This window comes from Collimonas sp., assembly GCF_035566375.1.
Taxonomy (GTDB): Bacteria; Pseudomonadota; Gammaproteobacteria; order Burkholderiales; family Burkholderiaceae_D; genus Collimonas.
The window spans coordinates 19,696-36,296 of the sequence record NZ_DATMRK010000011.1; the positions used below are offsets into that span (position 1 = coordinate 19,696).

13 protein-coding genes and 1 tRNA gene are annotated in these 16,601 nt (G+C 55.7%); 10 read left to right on the forward strand and 4 right to left on the reverse strand.

The window, feature by feature from the left end; translation table 11 throughout:
- The first annotated feature begins 102 nt into the window (after positions 1-102).
- The 10 genes from VNZ60_RS02355 to yacG all read left to right on the forward strand — a co-directional run bounded on the left by VNZ60_RS02355 (position 103) and on the right by yacG (position 10,838).
- Positions 103-2,451, forward strand: a complete 2,349-nt coding sequence (locus VNZ60_RS02355; RefSeq protein WP_325656797.1) for a Tex family protein — start codon at positions 103-105, stop codon at positions 2,449-2,451.
- Positions 2,452-2,678: 227 nt separating this feature from the next.
- On the forward strand, positions 2,679-3,629 hold the full coding sequence (ispB, locus tag VNZ60_RS02360; protein WP_325656862.1) for an octaprenyl diphosphate synthase: 951 nt from the start codon (positions 2,679-2,681) through the stop codon (positions 3,627-3,629).
- A gap of 71 nt (positions 3,630-3,700) precedes the next feature.
- Positions 3,701-3,777: transfer RNA gene (locus VNZ60_RS02365), tRNA-Pro, on the forward strand.
- Between the two features lie 43 nt (positions 3,778-3,820).
- Positions 3,821-5,110, forward strand: a complete 1,290-nt coding sequence (locus VNZ60_RS02370) for an HlyC/CorC family transporter (protein WP_325656799.1) — start codon at positions 3,821-3,823, stop codon at positions 5,108-5,110.
- 124 nt (positions 5,111-5,234) lie between these two features.
- The gene (gene pilB, locus VNZ60_RS02375; protein ID WP_325656801.1) at positions 5,235-6,959 is read left to right on the forward strand and encodes a type IV-A pilus assembly ATPase PilB; all 1,725 of its coding nucleotides are present in this window, start codon (positions 5,235-5,237) and stop codon (positions 6,957-6,959) included.
- Positions 6,960-6,981: 22 nt separating this feature from the next.
- Entirely contained in the window at positions 6,982-8,214 is a 1,233-nt protein-coding gene (locus VNZ60_RS02380) for a type II secretion system F family protein (protein ID WP_325656803.1), read from the forward strand.
- On the forward strand, positions 8,214-9,080 hold the full coding sequence (locus VNZ60_RS02385; RefSeq protein ID WP_325656805.1) for a prepilin peptidase: 867 nt from the start codon (positions 8,214-8,216) through the stop codon (positions 9,078-9,080). The genes VNZ60_RS02380 and VNZ60_RS02385 overlap by 1 nt, the downstream gene beginning before the upstream one ends.
- Positions 9,081-9,086: 6 nt before the next feature.
- Positions 9,087-9,740, forward strand: a complete 654-nt coding sequence (gene coaE / locus VNZ60_RS02390) for a dephospho-CoA kinase (protein ID WP_325656807.1) — start codon at positions 9,087-9,089, stop codon at positions 9,738-9,740.
- Positions 9,741-9,870: 130 nt separating this feature from the next.
- The gene (zapD, locus tag VNZ60_RS02395; protein ID WP_325656809.1) at positions 9,871-10,626 is read left to right on the forward strand and encodes a cell division protein ZapD; all 756 of its coding nucleotides are present in this window, start codon (positions 9,871-9,873) and stop codon (positions 10,624-10,626) included.
- A 23-nt stretch (positions 10,627-10,649) separates the two neighbouring features.
- On the forward strand, positions 10,650-10,838 hold the full coding sequence (gene yacG, locus VNZ60_RS02400) for a DNA gyrase inhibitor YacG (RefSeq protein ID WP_325656811.1): 189 nt from the start codon (positions 10,650-10,652) through the stop codon (positions 10,836-10,838).
- A 53-nt stretch (positions 10,839-10,891) separates the two neighbouring features.
- Here the strand turns inward: yacG and VNZ60_RS02405 are convergent, their stop codons facing one another.
- The 4 genes from VNZ60_RS02405 to secA form a co-directional block, all read right to left on the reverse strand.
- Positions 10,892-11,326, reverse strand: a complete 435-nt coding sequence (locus VNZ60_RS02405; protein WP_325656813.1) for an NUDIX domain-containing protein — start codon at positions 11,324-11,326, stop codon at positions 10,892-10,894.
- Complete coding sequence (locus tag VNZ60_RS02410; protein WP_325656815.1) at positions 11,323-12,198, reverse strand: ATP-binding protein; 876 nt, start codon at positions 12,196-12,198, stop codon at positions 11,323-11,325. Before VNZ60_RS02410 ends, VNZ60_RS02405 begins: the two co-directional genes overlap by 4 nt.
- A 161-nt stretch (positions 12,199-12,359) precedes the next feature.
- Positions 12,360-13,598: a bifunctional glutamate N-acetyltransferase/amino-acid acetyltransferase ArgJ gene (gene argJ, locus VNZ60_RS02415; RefSeq protein ID WP_325656817.1), complete on the reverse strand. Its 1,239-nt coding sequence runs from the start codon at positions 13,596-13,598 to the stop codon at positions 12,360-12,362.
- A 216-nt stretch (positions 13,599-13,814) separates the two neighbouring features.
- A complete protein-coding gene (gene secA, locus VNZ60_RS02420; RefSeq protein WP_325656818.1) occupies positions 13,815-16,574 on the reverse strand; it encodes a preprotein translocase subunit SecA in 2,760 nt (919 codons plus the stop codon).
- Positions 16,575-16,601 lie beyond the last annotated feature (27 nt).

Below are 16,601 nucleotides of genomic sequence, written 5' to 3' on the forward strand. Positions count from 1 at the left end.
CGGCAGGAATTTCAGGCCGGTTTCTTTTCGGGCTGTCAAGACTAGCGAAATTATCTGGATTGCGTATGATCCAACGCTTGATTTTCATTCTTAAGACCTCTCATGCTGCCTTCGATCGAACAACGTCTCGCCCTTGAACTTGCCGCCAAACCGGCGCAAGTCGCCGCTGCCGTCGCCCTTCTGGACGAAGGCGCCACCGTGCCTTTTATTGCTCGCTACCGTAAGGAAGCCACCGGCGGCCTGGACGATATTCAATTGCGCTTGCTGGAAGAACGCCTGCGCTACCTGCGCGAACTGGAAGCGCGCCGCGGCGCGATCCTGGCCTCGATCGAAGAACAGGGGAAAATGACGCCGGCACTGTTGCAAGCAATCTCCCTGGCCGAAGACAAGACCCGCCTCGAAGACTTGTACCTGCCGTACAAACTCAAACGCCGCACCAAGGCGCAAATCGCCGCTGAGGCCGGTTTGACGGAATTGGCGGATGCCCTGCTGGCCAATCCCGATCTGAATCCGGAGCAAGAAGCCGACAAATATCTGAAGCCGGCGTTCAGCACCGACAACGGCGACAATCCTGGCGTTGCCGACGCCAAGGCCGCACTCGACGGCGCCCGCCAGATTCTGATGGAACGCTTTTCGGAAGACGCCGCGCTGTTGCAAGCGTTGCGCGAATATCTGACCGAACACGGCGTAGTCGAATCCAAAGTGGTGGAAGGCAAACAAGACGCCGGCGAAAAATTTGCCGACTACTTCGACTATTCCGAAACCATCGGCACGATTCCATCGCATCGGGCGCTGGCGCTGTTCCGCGGCCGTCGCGAAGAAATCCTGAATGTCGTGCTGCGTCTCGATACGGAAGAAGAAAAGCCAAAGTGGGACGCCCCGCACAATCCGTGCGAAGGACGCATCGCCGCTCGTTTCGGCATCAGCAACAAAGGCCGCAGCGCCGACAAATGGCTGAGCGACACGGTGCGCTGGAGCTGGCGCGTTAAAGTCTTCATGCATCTGGAAACCGAGCTGATGACAAAACTGCGCGAAACCGCCGAAGTCGAAGCGATCAATGTCTTTGCCCGCAATCTGAAAGCGTTGTTGCTGGCGGCCCCGGCCGGACCGCGCGCCACCATGGGCCTCGATCCTGGCCTGCGCACCGGCGTCAAAGTGGCCGTGATCGACGCCACCGGAAAGGTGGTCGACACTACCGCGATTTATCCGCACCAGCCGCGCAACGACTGGGACGGTTCGCTGCACACGCTGGCGCAGCTGGCGGAAAAACACAAGGTTGCACTGATCTCGATCGGCAACGGCACCGCCTCGCGTGAAACCGACAAGCTGGCGCAGGATCTGATCAAGCTGCGGCCAGAGTTGAAGCTGACCAAGATCGTCGTGTCAGAAGCCGGCGCTTCGGTCTACTCGGCCTCCGAATTCGCCTCGCGCGAATTGCCGGACATGGATGTGTCGCTGCGCGGCGCGGTGTCGATTGCACGCCGCCTGCAAGATCCGCTGGCGGAACTGGTCAAGATCGATCCGAAATCGATCGGCGTCGGCCAATATCAGCATGACGTCGGCCAGAGCCAGCTGGCGCGCTCACTGGATGCGGTGGTGGAAGATTGCGTGAATGCGGTCGGGGTTGACGTCAACACCGCATCGGCGCCGCTGCTGGCGCGTGTCTCTGGCCTCAACGCCAGCGTCGCTCAGAGCATTGTCACTTATCGCGACATGAAGGGCATGTTTACCTCGCGCGCAGCGCTGCGCGACGTGCCGCGCCTGGGTGAAAAAACTTTCGAGCAGGCGGCCGGTTTCTTGCGCATCATGAACAGCGACAATCCTTTGGACGGCTCTGCGGTGCATCCTGAGTCCTACCCGTTGGTGGAAAAAATCCTGGCCGATATCAAGAAGGACGTCAAGGGCGTGATTGGCGATGACAAATTGCTGAAGTCACTCAATCCGGCCAAATATGCCGATGAAAAATTCGGCGTGCCGACCATCGCCGACATTCTCAAGGAACTGGAAAAACCAGGCCGCGACCCGCGCCCGGAATTCACCACCGCGACCTTCAAGGATGGCGTCGAAGAGATTCGCGACCTGCGTCCCGACATGATTCTGGAGGGCGTAGTCACCAACGTGGCGGCGTTTGGTGCGTTTGTCGATATCGGCGTACATCAGGACGGCCTGGTGCATATTTCGGCGCTCTCCAATACTTTCGTCAAAGATCCGCACACGGTCGTCAAAGCCGGCCAGGTGGTCAAAGTGAAAGTTCTGGAAGTCGACGAAAAGCGCAAGCGGATTGCCCTGACCATGCGTTTGACCGATAACGCGCCGGTCGCCGGCGCCAAGCCGGAGCAACGTGCGGATCGGAATGACGCCAAGCGCATGTCGCAGCAACGTCAAGCAGCATCGACAGCGGCGCCGGCAAATGGCGCGATGGCGGCGGCTTTTGCAAAGTTGAAGGGATAACAATATCTGCGTGATCGAACGGCTCGTTTTGTGCTAACGCGGGCCGAGCCGTTCTGTATCCCAGCCGCTGCAACTTAGCGTTGCATTGCCGGCACAAAATCCAACGACAGCCAATTTAGCGCCGACAGGCCCTAATCGCGGCGCTCATCGTATAATCACGGCACAATCGATTTCCAACAGGTTTTATTTTGTCAGCCGCTCCCAACACTTCATCCTCACAATTCATGATGTCCCCGATCGCGGCCGATATGGAAGCGGTCAACGCGGTGATTCGCCGGCAATTGCATTCAGAAGTGCCGCTGGTGAACCAGATTGCCGAATACATCATCAGCGCCGGCGGTAAGCGCCTGCGCCCGGTGCTGGTATTGCTGATGGCCCAGGCCTACGGTTATAGCGGCGACAAACACCACGAGCTGGCGGCGGTGATCGAGTTCATTCATACCGCCACCCTGTTGCACGACGACGTGGTCGACGAATCGTCCTTGCGGCGCGGACGCCAGACCGCCAATGCCCTGTTCGGCAATGCCGCCTCGGTGCTGGTTGGCGATTTCCTGTACTCGCGCGCCTTTCAGATGATGGTGGCAGTCGATAATGCCCGCGTGATGCAGATCGTCGCCGACGCCACCAATGTCATCGCCGAAGGTGAAGTGCTGCAATTGCTGAACATGCACAACCCGGACGTTTCCGAAGAAAACTATCTGCAGGTGATTCGCTCCAAGACCGCCAAGCTGTTTGAAGCGGCGGCCCAGCTCGGCGTCCTGATTGCCGGCGCCGGCGATGATGTGATCGACGCTGCGGGCGAATACGGCCGTTCGCTCGGCACCGCATTCCAGTTGATCGACGATGTCCTGGATTATTCCGGCAACGCTAGCGATATTGGCAAGAATGTCGGCGACGACCTGCGCGAGGGCAAACCGACCCTGCCCCTGATTTACCTGATGGAACACGGCAGCGCCGAACAGCGAGCCCTGGTACGCAGCTGCATCGAAAACGGCGATGAAAAGCATTTCGATGAAATCCTGGCCGCCATCACCAGCTCGGGCGCCTTGAACTACACGCGGCACGAAGCGGAGAAAGCCGCGCAGCGTGCGGCAGCAGCGATCGCAGGCTTGCCAAATAGTCAGTTCAAAGATTCTTTGCTACAATTATCTGCGTTCGCAGTGGATAGAAATCACTGAGAACTCAACAAGGGGGGACTGCCAGCGAGTCGGCGGCCCCAAAACCTGTTCAAGTCATTGAACAGCTAGATCGGGGTGTAGCTTAGCCTGGTAGAGCGCTACGTTCGGGACGTAGAGGCCGGAGGTTCGAATCCTCTCACCCCGACCATACAACACATTGGTTTATTAACTTTTCATTTTACGGTGACCCTTTGGATGCCGTGCCCATATGGGTGCAGATACTTGCACTAGTCGTCCTCATCTTCTTGTCGGCTTTTTTTGCAATGGCAGAAACCGCGCTGGTTGCCGCCAACAAGCATCGCCTGCGCCATCTGGCCAAGCGCGGCAGCAAATCCGCCACCACTACCCTGTGGCTGCTGGAGCGTACCGATAAACTGTTATCGCTGATTCTGATCGTCAACACCCTGGTCAATGCCTTGGCCACTGCATTGGTGACAGCGATTGCCATTACCACATTTGGCAATCACCAGAAAGTGATTACCGTCGCCACCGCGGCGGTCGCCTTCCTCCTGATCGTATTTGCTGAAATCACGCCGAAAGTGATAGGCGCGACCTATCCAGAACGGATTGCCTTACCGACCAGCTTTGTGCTCAAGCCCTTGATGACGCTGGCCAAGCCGCTGATCTGGTTTGTCAATTTGTTCGTATCGGCGATCCTCAAGATCCTGCATATCAAAACCGGCAAACACGCGCAGGAACAACGGGTCTCGCCGGAAGAGCTGCGCTCCATCGTGCTGGAAGGCGGCAATTTCATGCCACAAAAGCACAAGAGCATTTTGCTGAATTTATTCGATCTGGAAAAAATCTCGGTGGAAGACGTCATGACGCCCAGGGCGCAAGTCGAAGCGCTGAATCTGTCGGCCTCGGTGGACGATATCAAACATCAGTTGACCACTTGCTATCACAACAAACTGCCGGTTTATGAAGGTGAAATCAACCAGATCGTTGGTATTTTGCATGTGCGCAAAGCGATGGCATTGCTGAATCAGGAAGAAGAACTGACGGTCGAGCATTTTCGTCAGCTGCTAACCACCCCCTATTTCGTACCGGAAGACACTGACGTTTTCACGCAACTGCAGTATTTCCAGGAAAACCACGAGCGGCTGGGCATCATCGTCGACGAGTATGGCGAAGTGCAGGGACTGGTCACCCTGGAAGACATCATTGAAGAAATGATTGGCGAATTCACCACATCCAAACCGGGAGCGGCGCGTGCCGACAGTTTTTCCTGGAACCCGCAAGGGCAATGCCTGCTCGAGGGTGCAACCACCCTGCGGGATATCAATAAGCGCCTCGGCTTGAATTTCCCGCTGGACGGCCCAAAGACCTTGAATGGCTTGCTGCTCGAATGGCTGCAGGACATTCCCGACAACAACGTCAGCCTGAAAATTGCCGGATGCATCATAGAAATCGTGCAAGTGCAAAATCAAGCGATCAAGGTTGCCAAATTGATGCGTCCGAATAAACTACAAGAACGATGATGCAAGCTGCCGCACAGCAACTTTTACGACACATTTCTCCACAAATCCTTTACAAGTGAGTTTCCCGTAGGGCATCATTGGTCGGTTTGAATGGTTCCGCACACCTTTTGGTATTGACCCTCCTATGGCAGCAGTATTTCCCAACGCTAATTCCACTAGCCCGATCTCAGGACTAGCCCGTGCATTGCTGCAAGCCGGGCGTCTTTCCGTGCCGCAAATCGAGGCCTTGCATAAAAAAGCTAGCGACAGTCAAACGCCGTTTATCGCCGCCTTGCTGGAAAGCGGTCATCTGGATGCACGTTCGCTCGCCTTGTTTTGTGCCGAGACCTTTGGTTATCCCCAGCTAGACCTGAGCGTGCTCAATTTAAGCATGCTGCCGGAAAAAGCAATCGACGCCAAACTGATGGAAAGCCATACGGTCCTGGCGCTGGCGAAACGCGGCAACAAGATCTATGTCGCACTGTCCGACCCGACCAATATCCAGGCGCTGGACCAGATCAAGTTTCAAACCGAACTGACGGTTGAACCTATCATCGTCGAGCATCCGACTCTGCTCAAACAGATTCAAAAATTAGTCAAATCGGCCGAACAAAGCCTGAGCGAGATGGTCGGCGACGAGCAGGAAATCAACTTCGTCGAAGACGATGCGGCAGCAGTTGCGGATGCCGCAGCGACCGATATCGACGATGCGCCGGTAGTCCGTTTCTTGCAAAAAATATTAACCGACGCCATCAACCAGGGCGCATCCGACTTGCATTTCGAGCCGTTTGAAAAATTCTACCGGATCCGTTTCCGGGTCGACGGCGTATTGCGCGACATGGCGCAACCGCCACTGTCGATCAAAGAAAAACTGGCGTCTCGCATCAAGGTGATCTCCAAGCTGGATATTTCCGAGAAACGGGTGCCGCAAGATGGCCGCATGCGCCTGGTGGTGTCCAAGACCCGAGCGATCGATTTCCGGGTCAGCACCTTGCCGACCTTGTTTGGCGAAAAAATCGTGATGCGTATTCTGGACCCGAGCCAGGCTCAGATGGGGATTGATGCGCTGGGTTACGATCCGGATCAAAAAGAAATCCTGATGAACGCCATTCAGCGCCCATACGGGATGGTGCTGGTGACCGGTCCGACCGGTTCCGGTAAAACCGTATCGCTATATACCTGCCTGAACATCCTGAACCAGCCCGGTATCAATATCTCCACTGCCGAAGACCCTGCCGAAATCAATTTGCCCGGCGTTAATCAAGTCAATATCAACGACCGCGCCGGGCTGACTTTCCCGGTGGCGTTGAAGGCTTTTCTACGGCAGGATCCCGACATCATCATGGTCGGTGAAATCCGCGATCTGGAAACTGCCGATATTTCGATCAAGGCGGCGCAAACGGGGCATATGGTGTTTTCCACGCTGCATACCAACGATGCGCCGTCGACCCTGACACGCCTGATGAATATGGGCGTGCCGGCCTTCAATATCGCGTCATCGGTAATTCTGATCACCGCGCAACGGCTGGCACGGCGTCTTTGCAATTGCAAACAGCCGATTTCGATCCAGGAGGAAGCCTTGCTCGAAGCCGGCTTCACCGAAGATGACATCGACGGCAGCTGGATGCCCTACAAGGCGGTTGGTTGCGAACGCTGCAACGGCACCGGCTACAAGGGGCGGGTAGGCATCTATCAAATCATGCCGATCACCGAAGAAATAGAACGCATTATCCTGGCCCACGGGACGGCGCTGGAAATCGAAGCACAAGCGAAGCGCGAGGGCGTCAAGACCTTGCGCATGTCAGGATTAGTAAAAGTAAAACAAGGGTTGACCAGCCTCGAAGAAGTGCTTGGTTGCACCAATATTTAGTATCTAATTAGGGGAATAGTTCATGGCAACTGCTGCACGTAGCGCCGCAAGCGCACGCCAGGTCAAAGAGACGGTTTATCTTTGGGAGGGCAAGGATAAAAAGGGCAAGGTGATGCGCGGCGAATTACGCGCGGGCAGCGAGACCGTGGTCAACGTCACCCTGCGGCGTCAAGGGATCCTGGTTACCAAAGTTAAAAAGAAAACCTTCCGCAACGGCAAAAAAGTCTCCGAGAAGGATATTTCGCTGTTTACCCGCCAGCTAGCCACCATGATGAAGGCTGGCGTGCCGCTGCTGCAGTCTTTTGATATCGTGGCCAAGGGCCATGCCAACCCATCGGTATCGAAACTGGTCAACGATATCCGCGGCGATGTCGAAACCGGCACCAGCCTGAGCCAGGCTTTCCGCAAATTTCCGCTGTATTTCGACCCGCTATTCTGCAATCTGGTCGGCGCCGGCGAGCAAGCCGGTATTCTTGAAGATTTGCTGGAGCGGCTGGCGATCTACAAAGAAAAAACCCTGGCGATCAAAAGCAAGATCAAATCCGCCATGTTCTATCCGGTGTCGATTTTGGCAGTCGCATTTATCGTTACGGCAGTCATCATGATCTGGGTGGTGCCGGCATTCAAAAGCGTATTTTCAAGTTTCGGGGCAGATTTGCCGGCACCGACCCTGTTTGTGATGGGAATCTCGGATTTCATGGTGGCTAACTGGTACATCATCTTCCCCACCATATTTGCCGGCTTATATCTGTTCTTCCAATCATGGAAACGCTCGCTCAAGATGCAGCGCTACATGGATCGGTTATTGCTCAAAGCGCCAATTTTCGGTGAGGTGATACGCAAAGCCACGATTGCGCGCTGGACCCGCACTCTGGCGACCATGTTTGCCGCCGGCGTGCCATTGGTTGAATCGCTCGACTCGGTGGGGGGCGCATCGGGCAATGCGGTTTATCTGGACGCAACCAAAAAAATCCAGGGCGAAGTCAGCACAGGCACCAGTTTGACGACCGCCATGGAAAACGCCAACGTATTTCCGAATATGGTGACGCAGATGGTGTCAATCGGAGAGGAATCCGGTTCACTCGATCAAATGCTCGGTAAGGTTGCCGATTTCTATGAAGCTGAAGTGGACGACGCGGTAGCGTCCCTGTCCAGCCTGATGGAGCCCTTGATCATGGTGATCCTGGGCGTGCTGATTGGCGGCCTGGTGATCGCCATGTATTTGCCAATCTTCAAACTGGGTTCGGTGGTCTGATGCAAGATGGGATTTTTTTCATGGCGGCGGGGAGCCTGCTTCCCGCCATGCTGGCAGCCGTTTTTGGACTATTGATCGGCAGTTTCCTGAATGTAGTGATTCATAGACTGCCGGTCATGATGCAACGTGAGTCGGACAACTATGTGGCCCACGAAAGCGGTAAACCGCTGCCGCATACCGAGCGCTACAACCTGGTCGTCCCCCGCTCTGCCTGCCCGCAATGCCAGCATCAGATCGGTGCGCTGGAGAATGTGCCGGTAATCAGTTACCTGTTTTTACGAGGTAAATGCGCGGCCTGCAAAACGCCGATCTCGATACGCTATCCGATAGTCGAAATATTGACCGGCGCCTTGTCCGGGCTGCTCATCTGGCGTTTTGGCAGCGGCTGGGCCGGCCTGGCAAGCCTGGTATTTGTCTATCTGCTGATCGCCATGACGTTTATCGACGCCGATACCCAGCTGCTGCCCGACGACCTGACCTTGCCACTGCTATGGATAGGCCTGCTGCTTAACCTGTCCGGCCTGTTCGTGCCGCTGCACGATGCGGTGATCGGCGCCGCCGCCGGCTATCTGAGCTTGTGGGCGATTTACTGGGCATTCAAACTGCTGACTGGCAAGGAAGGCATGGGTTACGGCGATTTCAAGCTATTGGCCGCGCTGGGGGCCTGGTTGGGCTGGAAAATGCTTCCCATCATTATCTTGTTTTCATCATTGGTTGGCGCTGCAGTCGGAATAGCATTAATCGTTTTTGCCCGCCGTGGACGCGACAAACCGATCCCCTTTGGCCCTTACCTTGCCGCAGCCGGCTTGCTGGCCATGTTATACGGCCAGACAATTCTGGAAACTTATTTCGGTTTTGCTACCTAACATCGTATGAACCAGCACGATGCGGATAATGACGACAAACTAGCGCCAACTACGCACAGATTTACTGTCGGCCTGACCGGCGGTATCGGCAGCGGCAAAACCACCGTTGCCAACATGTTTGCCGAGCGCGGCGCCGCCGTCATCGACACCGATGTCATCGCCCATCAGCTAACTGCGGCGAACGGCATTGCCATCGCAGCGATTATCAGCGAGTTTGGCAGCGCATTCATCGACGCCAGCGGCGCCATGGACCGAGCCAAGATGCGCGCGCATATATTTTCGGATGCATCGGCAAAACAGCGCCTGGAATCGATTTTGCATCCATTGATCCGGGCTGAAACCGCTAACGCAGCAGAACGCGCCAAAGGTTTGTATCTGATTTTCGTGGTGCCGCTGTTGATTGAATCCGGCAACTGGAGGGAGCGGGTAAAGCGCATACTGGTCGTAGATTGCGACGAACAGATTCAATTACGCCGCGTGATGCAGCGCAATGCGTTGAGCCAGTCGCAAGTACACGCCATCATGGCGACGCAAGCCTCTCGGCAGCAGCGCTTGCAGGCTGCTGACGACGTGATTGTTAATGATAGCGAGCCGGCGGCGCTATTGCCGCAAGTAGAGCAATTACACGCCTTATATGAAGCAATGAGCCGATCGTTATAATGGTATAAAGCTTTTATATCGGATGAAAAAACCTCTCGTTGAATGTTAAAAATTGAGGGGTGTTTGTAATTTCTGTTCGCATCGTTCAGAATCATGTCTTATCCGGCTCAAATTTTTAAGGGATGTCACTTTGATCGTCTACGAATATCCTTTCAACGAGCGCATTCGCACCCTGTTGCGGCTGGAAGACCTGCATGAAAGGTTTGGTTTTTTCGTGCAACAGGAAAGTCCGTTGCAGCACCACATCGCGCTATCCACCATTTTCGAGATGCTGGAGGTTGCCGGGCGTGCCGATTTGAAGTCGGATTTGCTGCAAGAACTGGAACGACAAAGACAAACCCTGCTCGGCTTTAAATCCAATCCGAACGTTGCCCCCGATATGCTGGACGCCATCTTGCAAGAGATCGACAGGGTCAGCACCGCGCTCATGGCAACTCAAGGGAAAACCGGCCAGCATATCCGCGAGAATGAATGGCTGATGAGCATTCGTGGCCGCACCATCATTCCCGGCGGCGCCTGTGAATTCGACCTGCCCTCGTATTACGCCTGGCAACAATACCCTGCCGAACGACGGTTTAACGATATTATCGGCTGGTTTGGGCCATTGGCGCCTTTGTTCGACGCCATCAGCATCGTACTTCGGCTACTGCGAGAAACGGGGAGTTCGGTAAAAATAGATGCACAAAACGGCAGTTATCAGCAAATGCTGCAGGGTAAGTCCTACCAGATGCTGCGCCTGATCATCGATGAGCAGCTGGCGGCGATCCCTGAAATATCCGCCAACAAATACATGCTATGGGTGCGTTTCACCACCCAAGGCGGCGATCTGAAGCCCAAAGCGTATGAGGGTGATGTACCGTTTGAACTGACTCTTTGTAACTTTTAAATGCTTTTTCTGAATAGATTTGTATGACTACTACCGTTGATTGCCCGACTTGCGGCGCAAAAGTTGAATGGATTGCCGCCAACCGGTTCAGGCCGTTTTGCTCGGAGCGCTGCAAGCAGATCGACCTGGGGGCTTGGGCCGAAGAGAAATATGCAATCCCTGCGGTCAATCCGCGGGATGAGATTGACGATGATGGCAAGCTGCCGCAGTAGTCGTCACTGCGGCTGCATTGCTGCCACGCATTAGCTGCCACACACCAGACAGACTAAAAACCTTCCCGGCGCAATTCATCCAGCCATTCAATCAAGGGAATCGCCGCCGGTAACAAGGGCTCCACGCCTACAGTACCTTGCCAGGAAAAAGCCTGCCCTTCCAGGCTTTGCGGTTCACCACGCCATTCACGACTGATATAGAAGTGCAGTCGCACGTGGGCATGCGCGTATTGATGCTCAATCCCGCACCAAGGCTCGGCAGAGGCAATCTCAACCCCCAGTTCCTCCATCAGCTCGCGCTTGAGGGCATCGAAAATCGACTCGCCCGACTCCACCTTCCCTCCCGGGAATTCCCAATACCCAGCCATCGGCTTGCCCTCCGGCCGTTGGCCAAGCAGCACATCGCCATTGGGCTTCATCAGAATGCCGACGGCAACATTCACTGGTGTCGGCGTGTTCATGATTGCGTTAGAGGGGGTAGTGCTCATGGCTGCGTCATTCGGCCAGCGTAATCGCGGGCAAACTGCCAGGCTACCCGGCCGGAACGCGATGCTCTTTGCAGGGCCCAGCGCAAAGCGTCGCCGCGGGCCTCGGCAATCTGCTCCGCATTGCAGCCGAAATGGCCAAGCCAATGAGCGACGATATCCAGGTAGTCATCTTGCTTAAATGGATAAAATGACACCCACAAGCCGAAGCGTTCGGAAAGTGAAATCTTTTCCTCGACGGTTTCACCTGGATGCAGATCGCCATCCTCGGTAGTTTTATAGCTGGCGTTATCGGACATCCGCTCCGGCAGCAAATGGCGCCGGTTGGAGGTTGCATAAATCAACACATTGTCCGACTGCGCCGCAATGCTGCCGTCGAGCGCCACTTTGAGCGCCTTGTAACCGCTCTCGCCCTCTTCAAACGAAAGATCGTCGCAGAAAATAATGAAACGCTCAGGACGATCGGCCACCAGGTCGACAATATCCGGCAACGCCGCCAAATCGTCTTTATCCACCTCGATCAGACGCAAACCCTGGGGTGCATACTGATTCAGGCAAGCTTTGATCAATGATGATTTACCGGTACCGCGGGCGCCGGTCAGCAATACATTATTGGCAGGCCTGCGGTCGACGAACTGGCGGGTATTTTGGTCGATCTGCTGCTTTTGCACCTCGATATTATGCAGATCCGACAACGCAATATCCGAAATATGACCAACCGCCTGCAAGTAGCCGCCCGCCGATCCGCCCCGATGGCGCCAGCGAAAGGCGGTCGCCGCCTGCCAGTCGGGTGCCGCTTTGGCTTGCGGCAAAATGGATTCAAGGCGCGCCAGCAGGGCTTCGGCACGGATCAGAAATTGATTTAGTTGAGTCATGGCTACAAGAGGTCGAAAACAAATGGGATGATCGCCCCATTCTGACGCAAAGCAAAACGCTACCGGATGAATATTATTTGTCGGAGGGAATTCGCTACCCTTGGCCGATAGCGACCTCAGGTAGCGTAGCTGACAGGAAAACTACCGGATCAAGAACGGACTCAGGAGCGATAGTCAGCGTTGATCGATACATAATCATGCGACAGATCGCAAGTCCAGATGGTGGCAGCTGCATCGCCACGCGCCAATTGCACGCGCACCGTAATTTCGCTTTGCTTCATGACGCGTTGGCCATCAGCTTCCTGATACTCAGGATTGCGGCCGCCATTTTTGGCAACCAGCACATCGTCCAGATACAAATCCAGTTTGCTGACATCCAGATCGTCGACGCCGGCGTAGCCAATCGCTGCCAGAATCCGGCCGAGATTTGGATCGGAAGCGAAGAACGCCGTCTTCACCAGCGGCGAATGGGCGATCGAATAAGCGATCTTGCGGCATTCGGCAACGTTCTGCCCCTGCTCCACGGTGACCGTGATGAACTTGGTGGCGCCTTCACCGTCACGGATGATCATTTGCGCCAGATGCTGGGAGATATCGGTGACAGCAGCCGCCAGCTCGGCATATTCCGGGCTATCGACGCTATTGACTTCCAGTTCGCCGGCGCCGGTGGCGATCAGCATGAATGAATCGTTGGTCGAGGTATCGCCGTCAATCGTGATGCAATTGAACGAACGGTCGGCGGCCTGCCGCACCATCTGCTCCAGGACCGGCTGCGCCACTTTCGCATCGATAGCGAGAAAACCGAGCATGGTCGCCATGTTCGGCTTGATCATGCCGGCGCCCTTGCTGATACCCGACAGCGTCACGGTCTTGCCGGCGATGGTCAGGCGACGCGACGCGGCTTTCGGCTGGGTATCGGTGGTCATGATGGACTCAGCGGCGTTGAACCAGTTGTCGCTCTGCAGATTCTGTATCGCCTGCGGCAAGCCGGCAGTGACACGCTCCACCGGCAACTGTTCCAGAATCACTCCGGTCGAGAACGGCAAGATCTGCGCCGCGTGGCAACCCAGCAATTCTGCTAACGCATCGCAAGTAGCATTGGCGGCCGCCAAGCCAGCTTCGCCGGTTCCGGCGTTGGCGTTACCGGTGTTGATCAGCAGCGCGCGGATAGGCTCGCCGGCAATCTCGGCAGCGGCCAGATGCGCCTTGCTCACTTGCACCGGTGCGGCGCAAAACCGATTTTGCGTAAACACCCCGGCCACTGTCGCCGTCGGCGCCAGCTTCATCACCAGCAAGTCCTTGCGATTCGCTTTGCGGACGCCGGCTTCGGCGTGACCAAGCTCGATGCCGGCCACAGGCAGCAGGTCGGCGGCGACAGGAATAGGGGAGTTGACGGCCATGAGAATCCTTAACTAGGTGGTGATGTTGGTGGCGGTAATTTGCCGAGATTAGTGGTTGTTGGGCTATTGGTCCGCTCGGCCCAGTGGGGCCGGCATGGTAATTCAGGTGCTTATTTTAAGGGCTAATGGCCTGGCTTGGCGATGTGTACATCTGCGGCAACAAAAGCAAAGGGCGGGTTTCCCCGCCCTGCTCTAGCTATAGCTGATCATTGTCGATTACATCAGTTGGCCATGGCACTGCTTGTATTTCTTGCCGCTGCCGCAAGGACAAGGATCATTGCGACCGACCTTCGGCAACGCATTGGCCTGTTGATGCGATTCTTCGCTATGCGCGGTTGGCGCCAGCAAGGCTTCCGGCGCTGCGCTTGGGTCAAAGTCGGCGTGTTGATAGTGCACATTTTCAACGTGAGACTGCGCCATTTCTTCTTCGGCAGCAGCAATTTCCTCACGGTTTTCGATACGCACCGTCATTACCACCTTGACCACTTCATTCTTGATCAGGTCCAGCATCTGGCCAAACAATTCAAATGCTTCGCGCTTGTATTCCTGCTTTGGATTTTTCTGTGCGTAGCCGCGCAGATGAATCCCCTGGCGCAGATGGTCCAGCGCCGCCAGATGTTCGCGCCAATGGCTGTCGACGCTTTGCAACATGACGCTGCGTTCGAAGCCGGCGAACGATTCCTTGCCGACGATTTCAGTTTTGGCGGCATACGAACTGTCTGCCGCTGCCAGCACCCGCTCCAGCAACTCTTCATCGGTCAGGTTCGGCTCCGACTTCAGCATCTCAGCCAGCGGAACTTCCAGATGCAACTCGCTAGCCAGGGCCGCTTCCAGTGCGGGAATATTCCATTGCTCTTCAAGCGATTCTTCCGGCACGAAGCTGCGGAAGGTGTCGTCCAGAACGCCTTCGCGCAAGGATGCAACGGTCTCGGAAACGCCTTGCGCTTCGAGCAACTCATTACGCTGCTGATAGATCACTTTGCGCTGATCGTTGGCGACATCGTCGTACTCCAGCAACTGCTTACGGATATCGAAGTTGCGCGCCTCCACTTTGCGCTGCGCCGATTCAATCGAACGCGATACGATGCCAGCCTCGATCGGCTCGCCTTCCGGCATTTTCAGGCGATCCATGATGGCGCGCACACGGTCACCGGCAAAAATGCGCAGCAAAGCGTCATCCAGCGACAGGTAGAAACGCGATGAGCCTGGATCGCCCTGGCGTCCGGCACGGCCACGCAACTGATTGTCCACCCGGCGCGACTCATGACGCTCAGTACCGATAATATGCAAACCGCCTGAATTGACCACATGGTCATGCAGCGATTGCCATTCATCGCCCAACTTGTCGGAGCGCAGTTTTTTTTCGGTTTCGCTGAGCGCGGCGTCGGCCTCGATGAACTGGATTTGTTTCTCGACATTCCCGCCCAGCACGATGTCAGTACCGCGACCAGCCATGTTAGTAGCGATAGTGATCGCTTGCGGACGGCCTGCTTGCGCAATGATTTCCGCTTCGCGTGCATGTTGCTTGGCGTTCAGCACATTGTGCGGCAACTTGGCTTTAGTCAGGATTCCCGACAGCAGCTCCGAGTTTTCGATCGAAGTGGTGCCGACTAGCACTGGTTGTCCGCGCTCGTAGCAATCCTGAATATCCTTCAGCATTGCACCGTATTTTTCCTGCGAAGTCTTGTAGACCTGGTCCTGCCGGTCCTTGCGCTGATTCGGCCGGTTTTGCGGAATCACCACGGTTTCCAGACCGTAGATTTCCTGGAATTCGTAGGCTTCGGTATCGGCCGTACCGGTCATGCCGGCCAGCTTGCCGTACATGCGGAAGTAATTCTGGAAGGTAATCGAGGCCAGGGTCTGATTCTCGTTTTGAATCTTGACGCCTTCCTTGGCCTCAACCGCCTGGTGCAAGCCGTCCGACCAGCGACGGCCGGTCATCATGCGACCGGTGAATTCGTCAACGATGACGATTTCGCCGTTCTGCACCACGTAGTGCTGATCCTTGAAATACAGGGAGTGTGCGCGCAGCGCAGCGTACAAGTGATGGATCAGGCTGATATTGGCGGCGTCGTACAGCGACGCGCCTTCTGCCAGCAAGCCCATATTGGTGAGGATCTGCTCAGCCCTTTCATGGCCGGCTTCCGTCAGCAGGACTTGATGTGCTTTTTCATCCTTGGTGTAATCGCCAGGCACTTCAACCTTGCCCTTGCCGTCCGGCGTTTCTTCACCGATTTGCTGGATCAGCAGCGGTGGCACCTCATTGATCTTGTAGTACAGATCGGTGTGATTTTCGGCCTGGCCGGAAATAATCAGCGGAGTACGCGCTTCATCGATCAGGATCGAGTCGACTTCATCGACGATTGCGAAATTCAGGGTGCGCTGCACGCGGTCGGCGGCGTCGTACACCATGTTGTCGCGCAGATAATCGAAACCGAATTCGTTGTTAGTGCCGTAGGTAATGTCAGCCGCGTAGGCAACTTGCTTGGCATCGTGCTCAACCGACGACAGGTTGACCCCGGTAGTCAGGCCGAGCCAGCCGTACAGGCGCCCCATCCATTCGGCATCGCGCTGCGCCAGGTAGTCATTGACGGTCACCACGTGCACGCCCTTGCCGGAAAGTGCATTCAGATAAGCCGGCAAAGTCGCCATCAGCGTCTTGCCCTCGCCGGTGCCCATTTCGGCAATTTTTCCGTAATGCAACACCATGCCGCCGATCAGCTGCACATCGAAATGGCGCATTTTCAAGACCCGCTTACCGGCTTCGCGGCAAACCGCGAACGCTTCCGGCAACAAGGCGTCGAGCTTTTCGCCACCGGCAATACGCTGTTTCAGTTCCGGCGTCTTAGCTTGCAGCTCGGCATCGGACAGTTTTTCGAATGCGGGTTCAAGTGCATTAATTTGTCGGACGACTTTTTTATATTGTTTGAGCAGGCGCTGGTTGCGGCTACCGAAAATCTGGGTCAGTAATGACATGCTTGGATTCTAAAAAAAGTGCCGGCG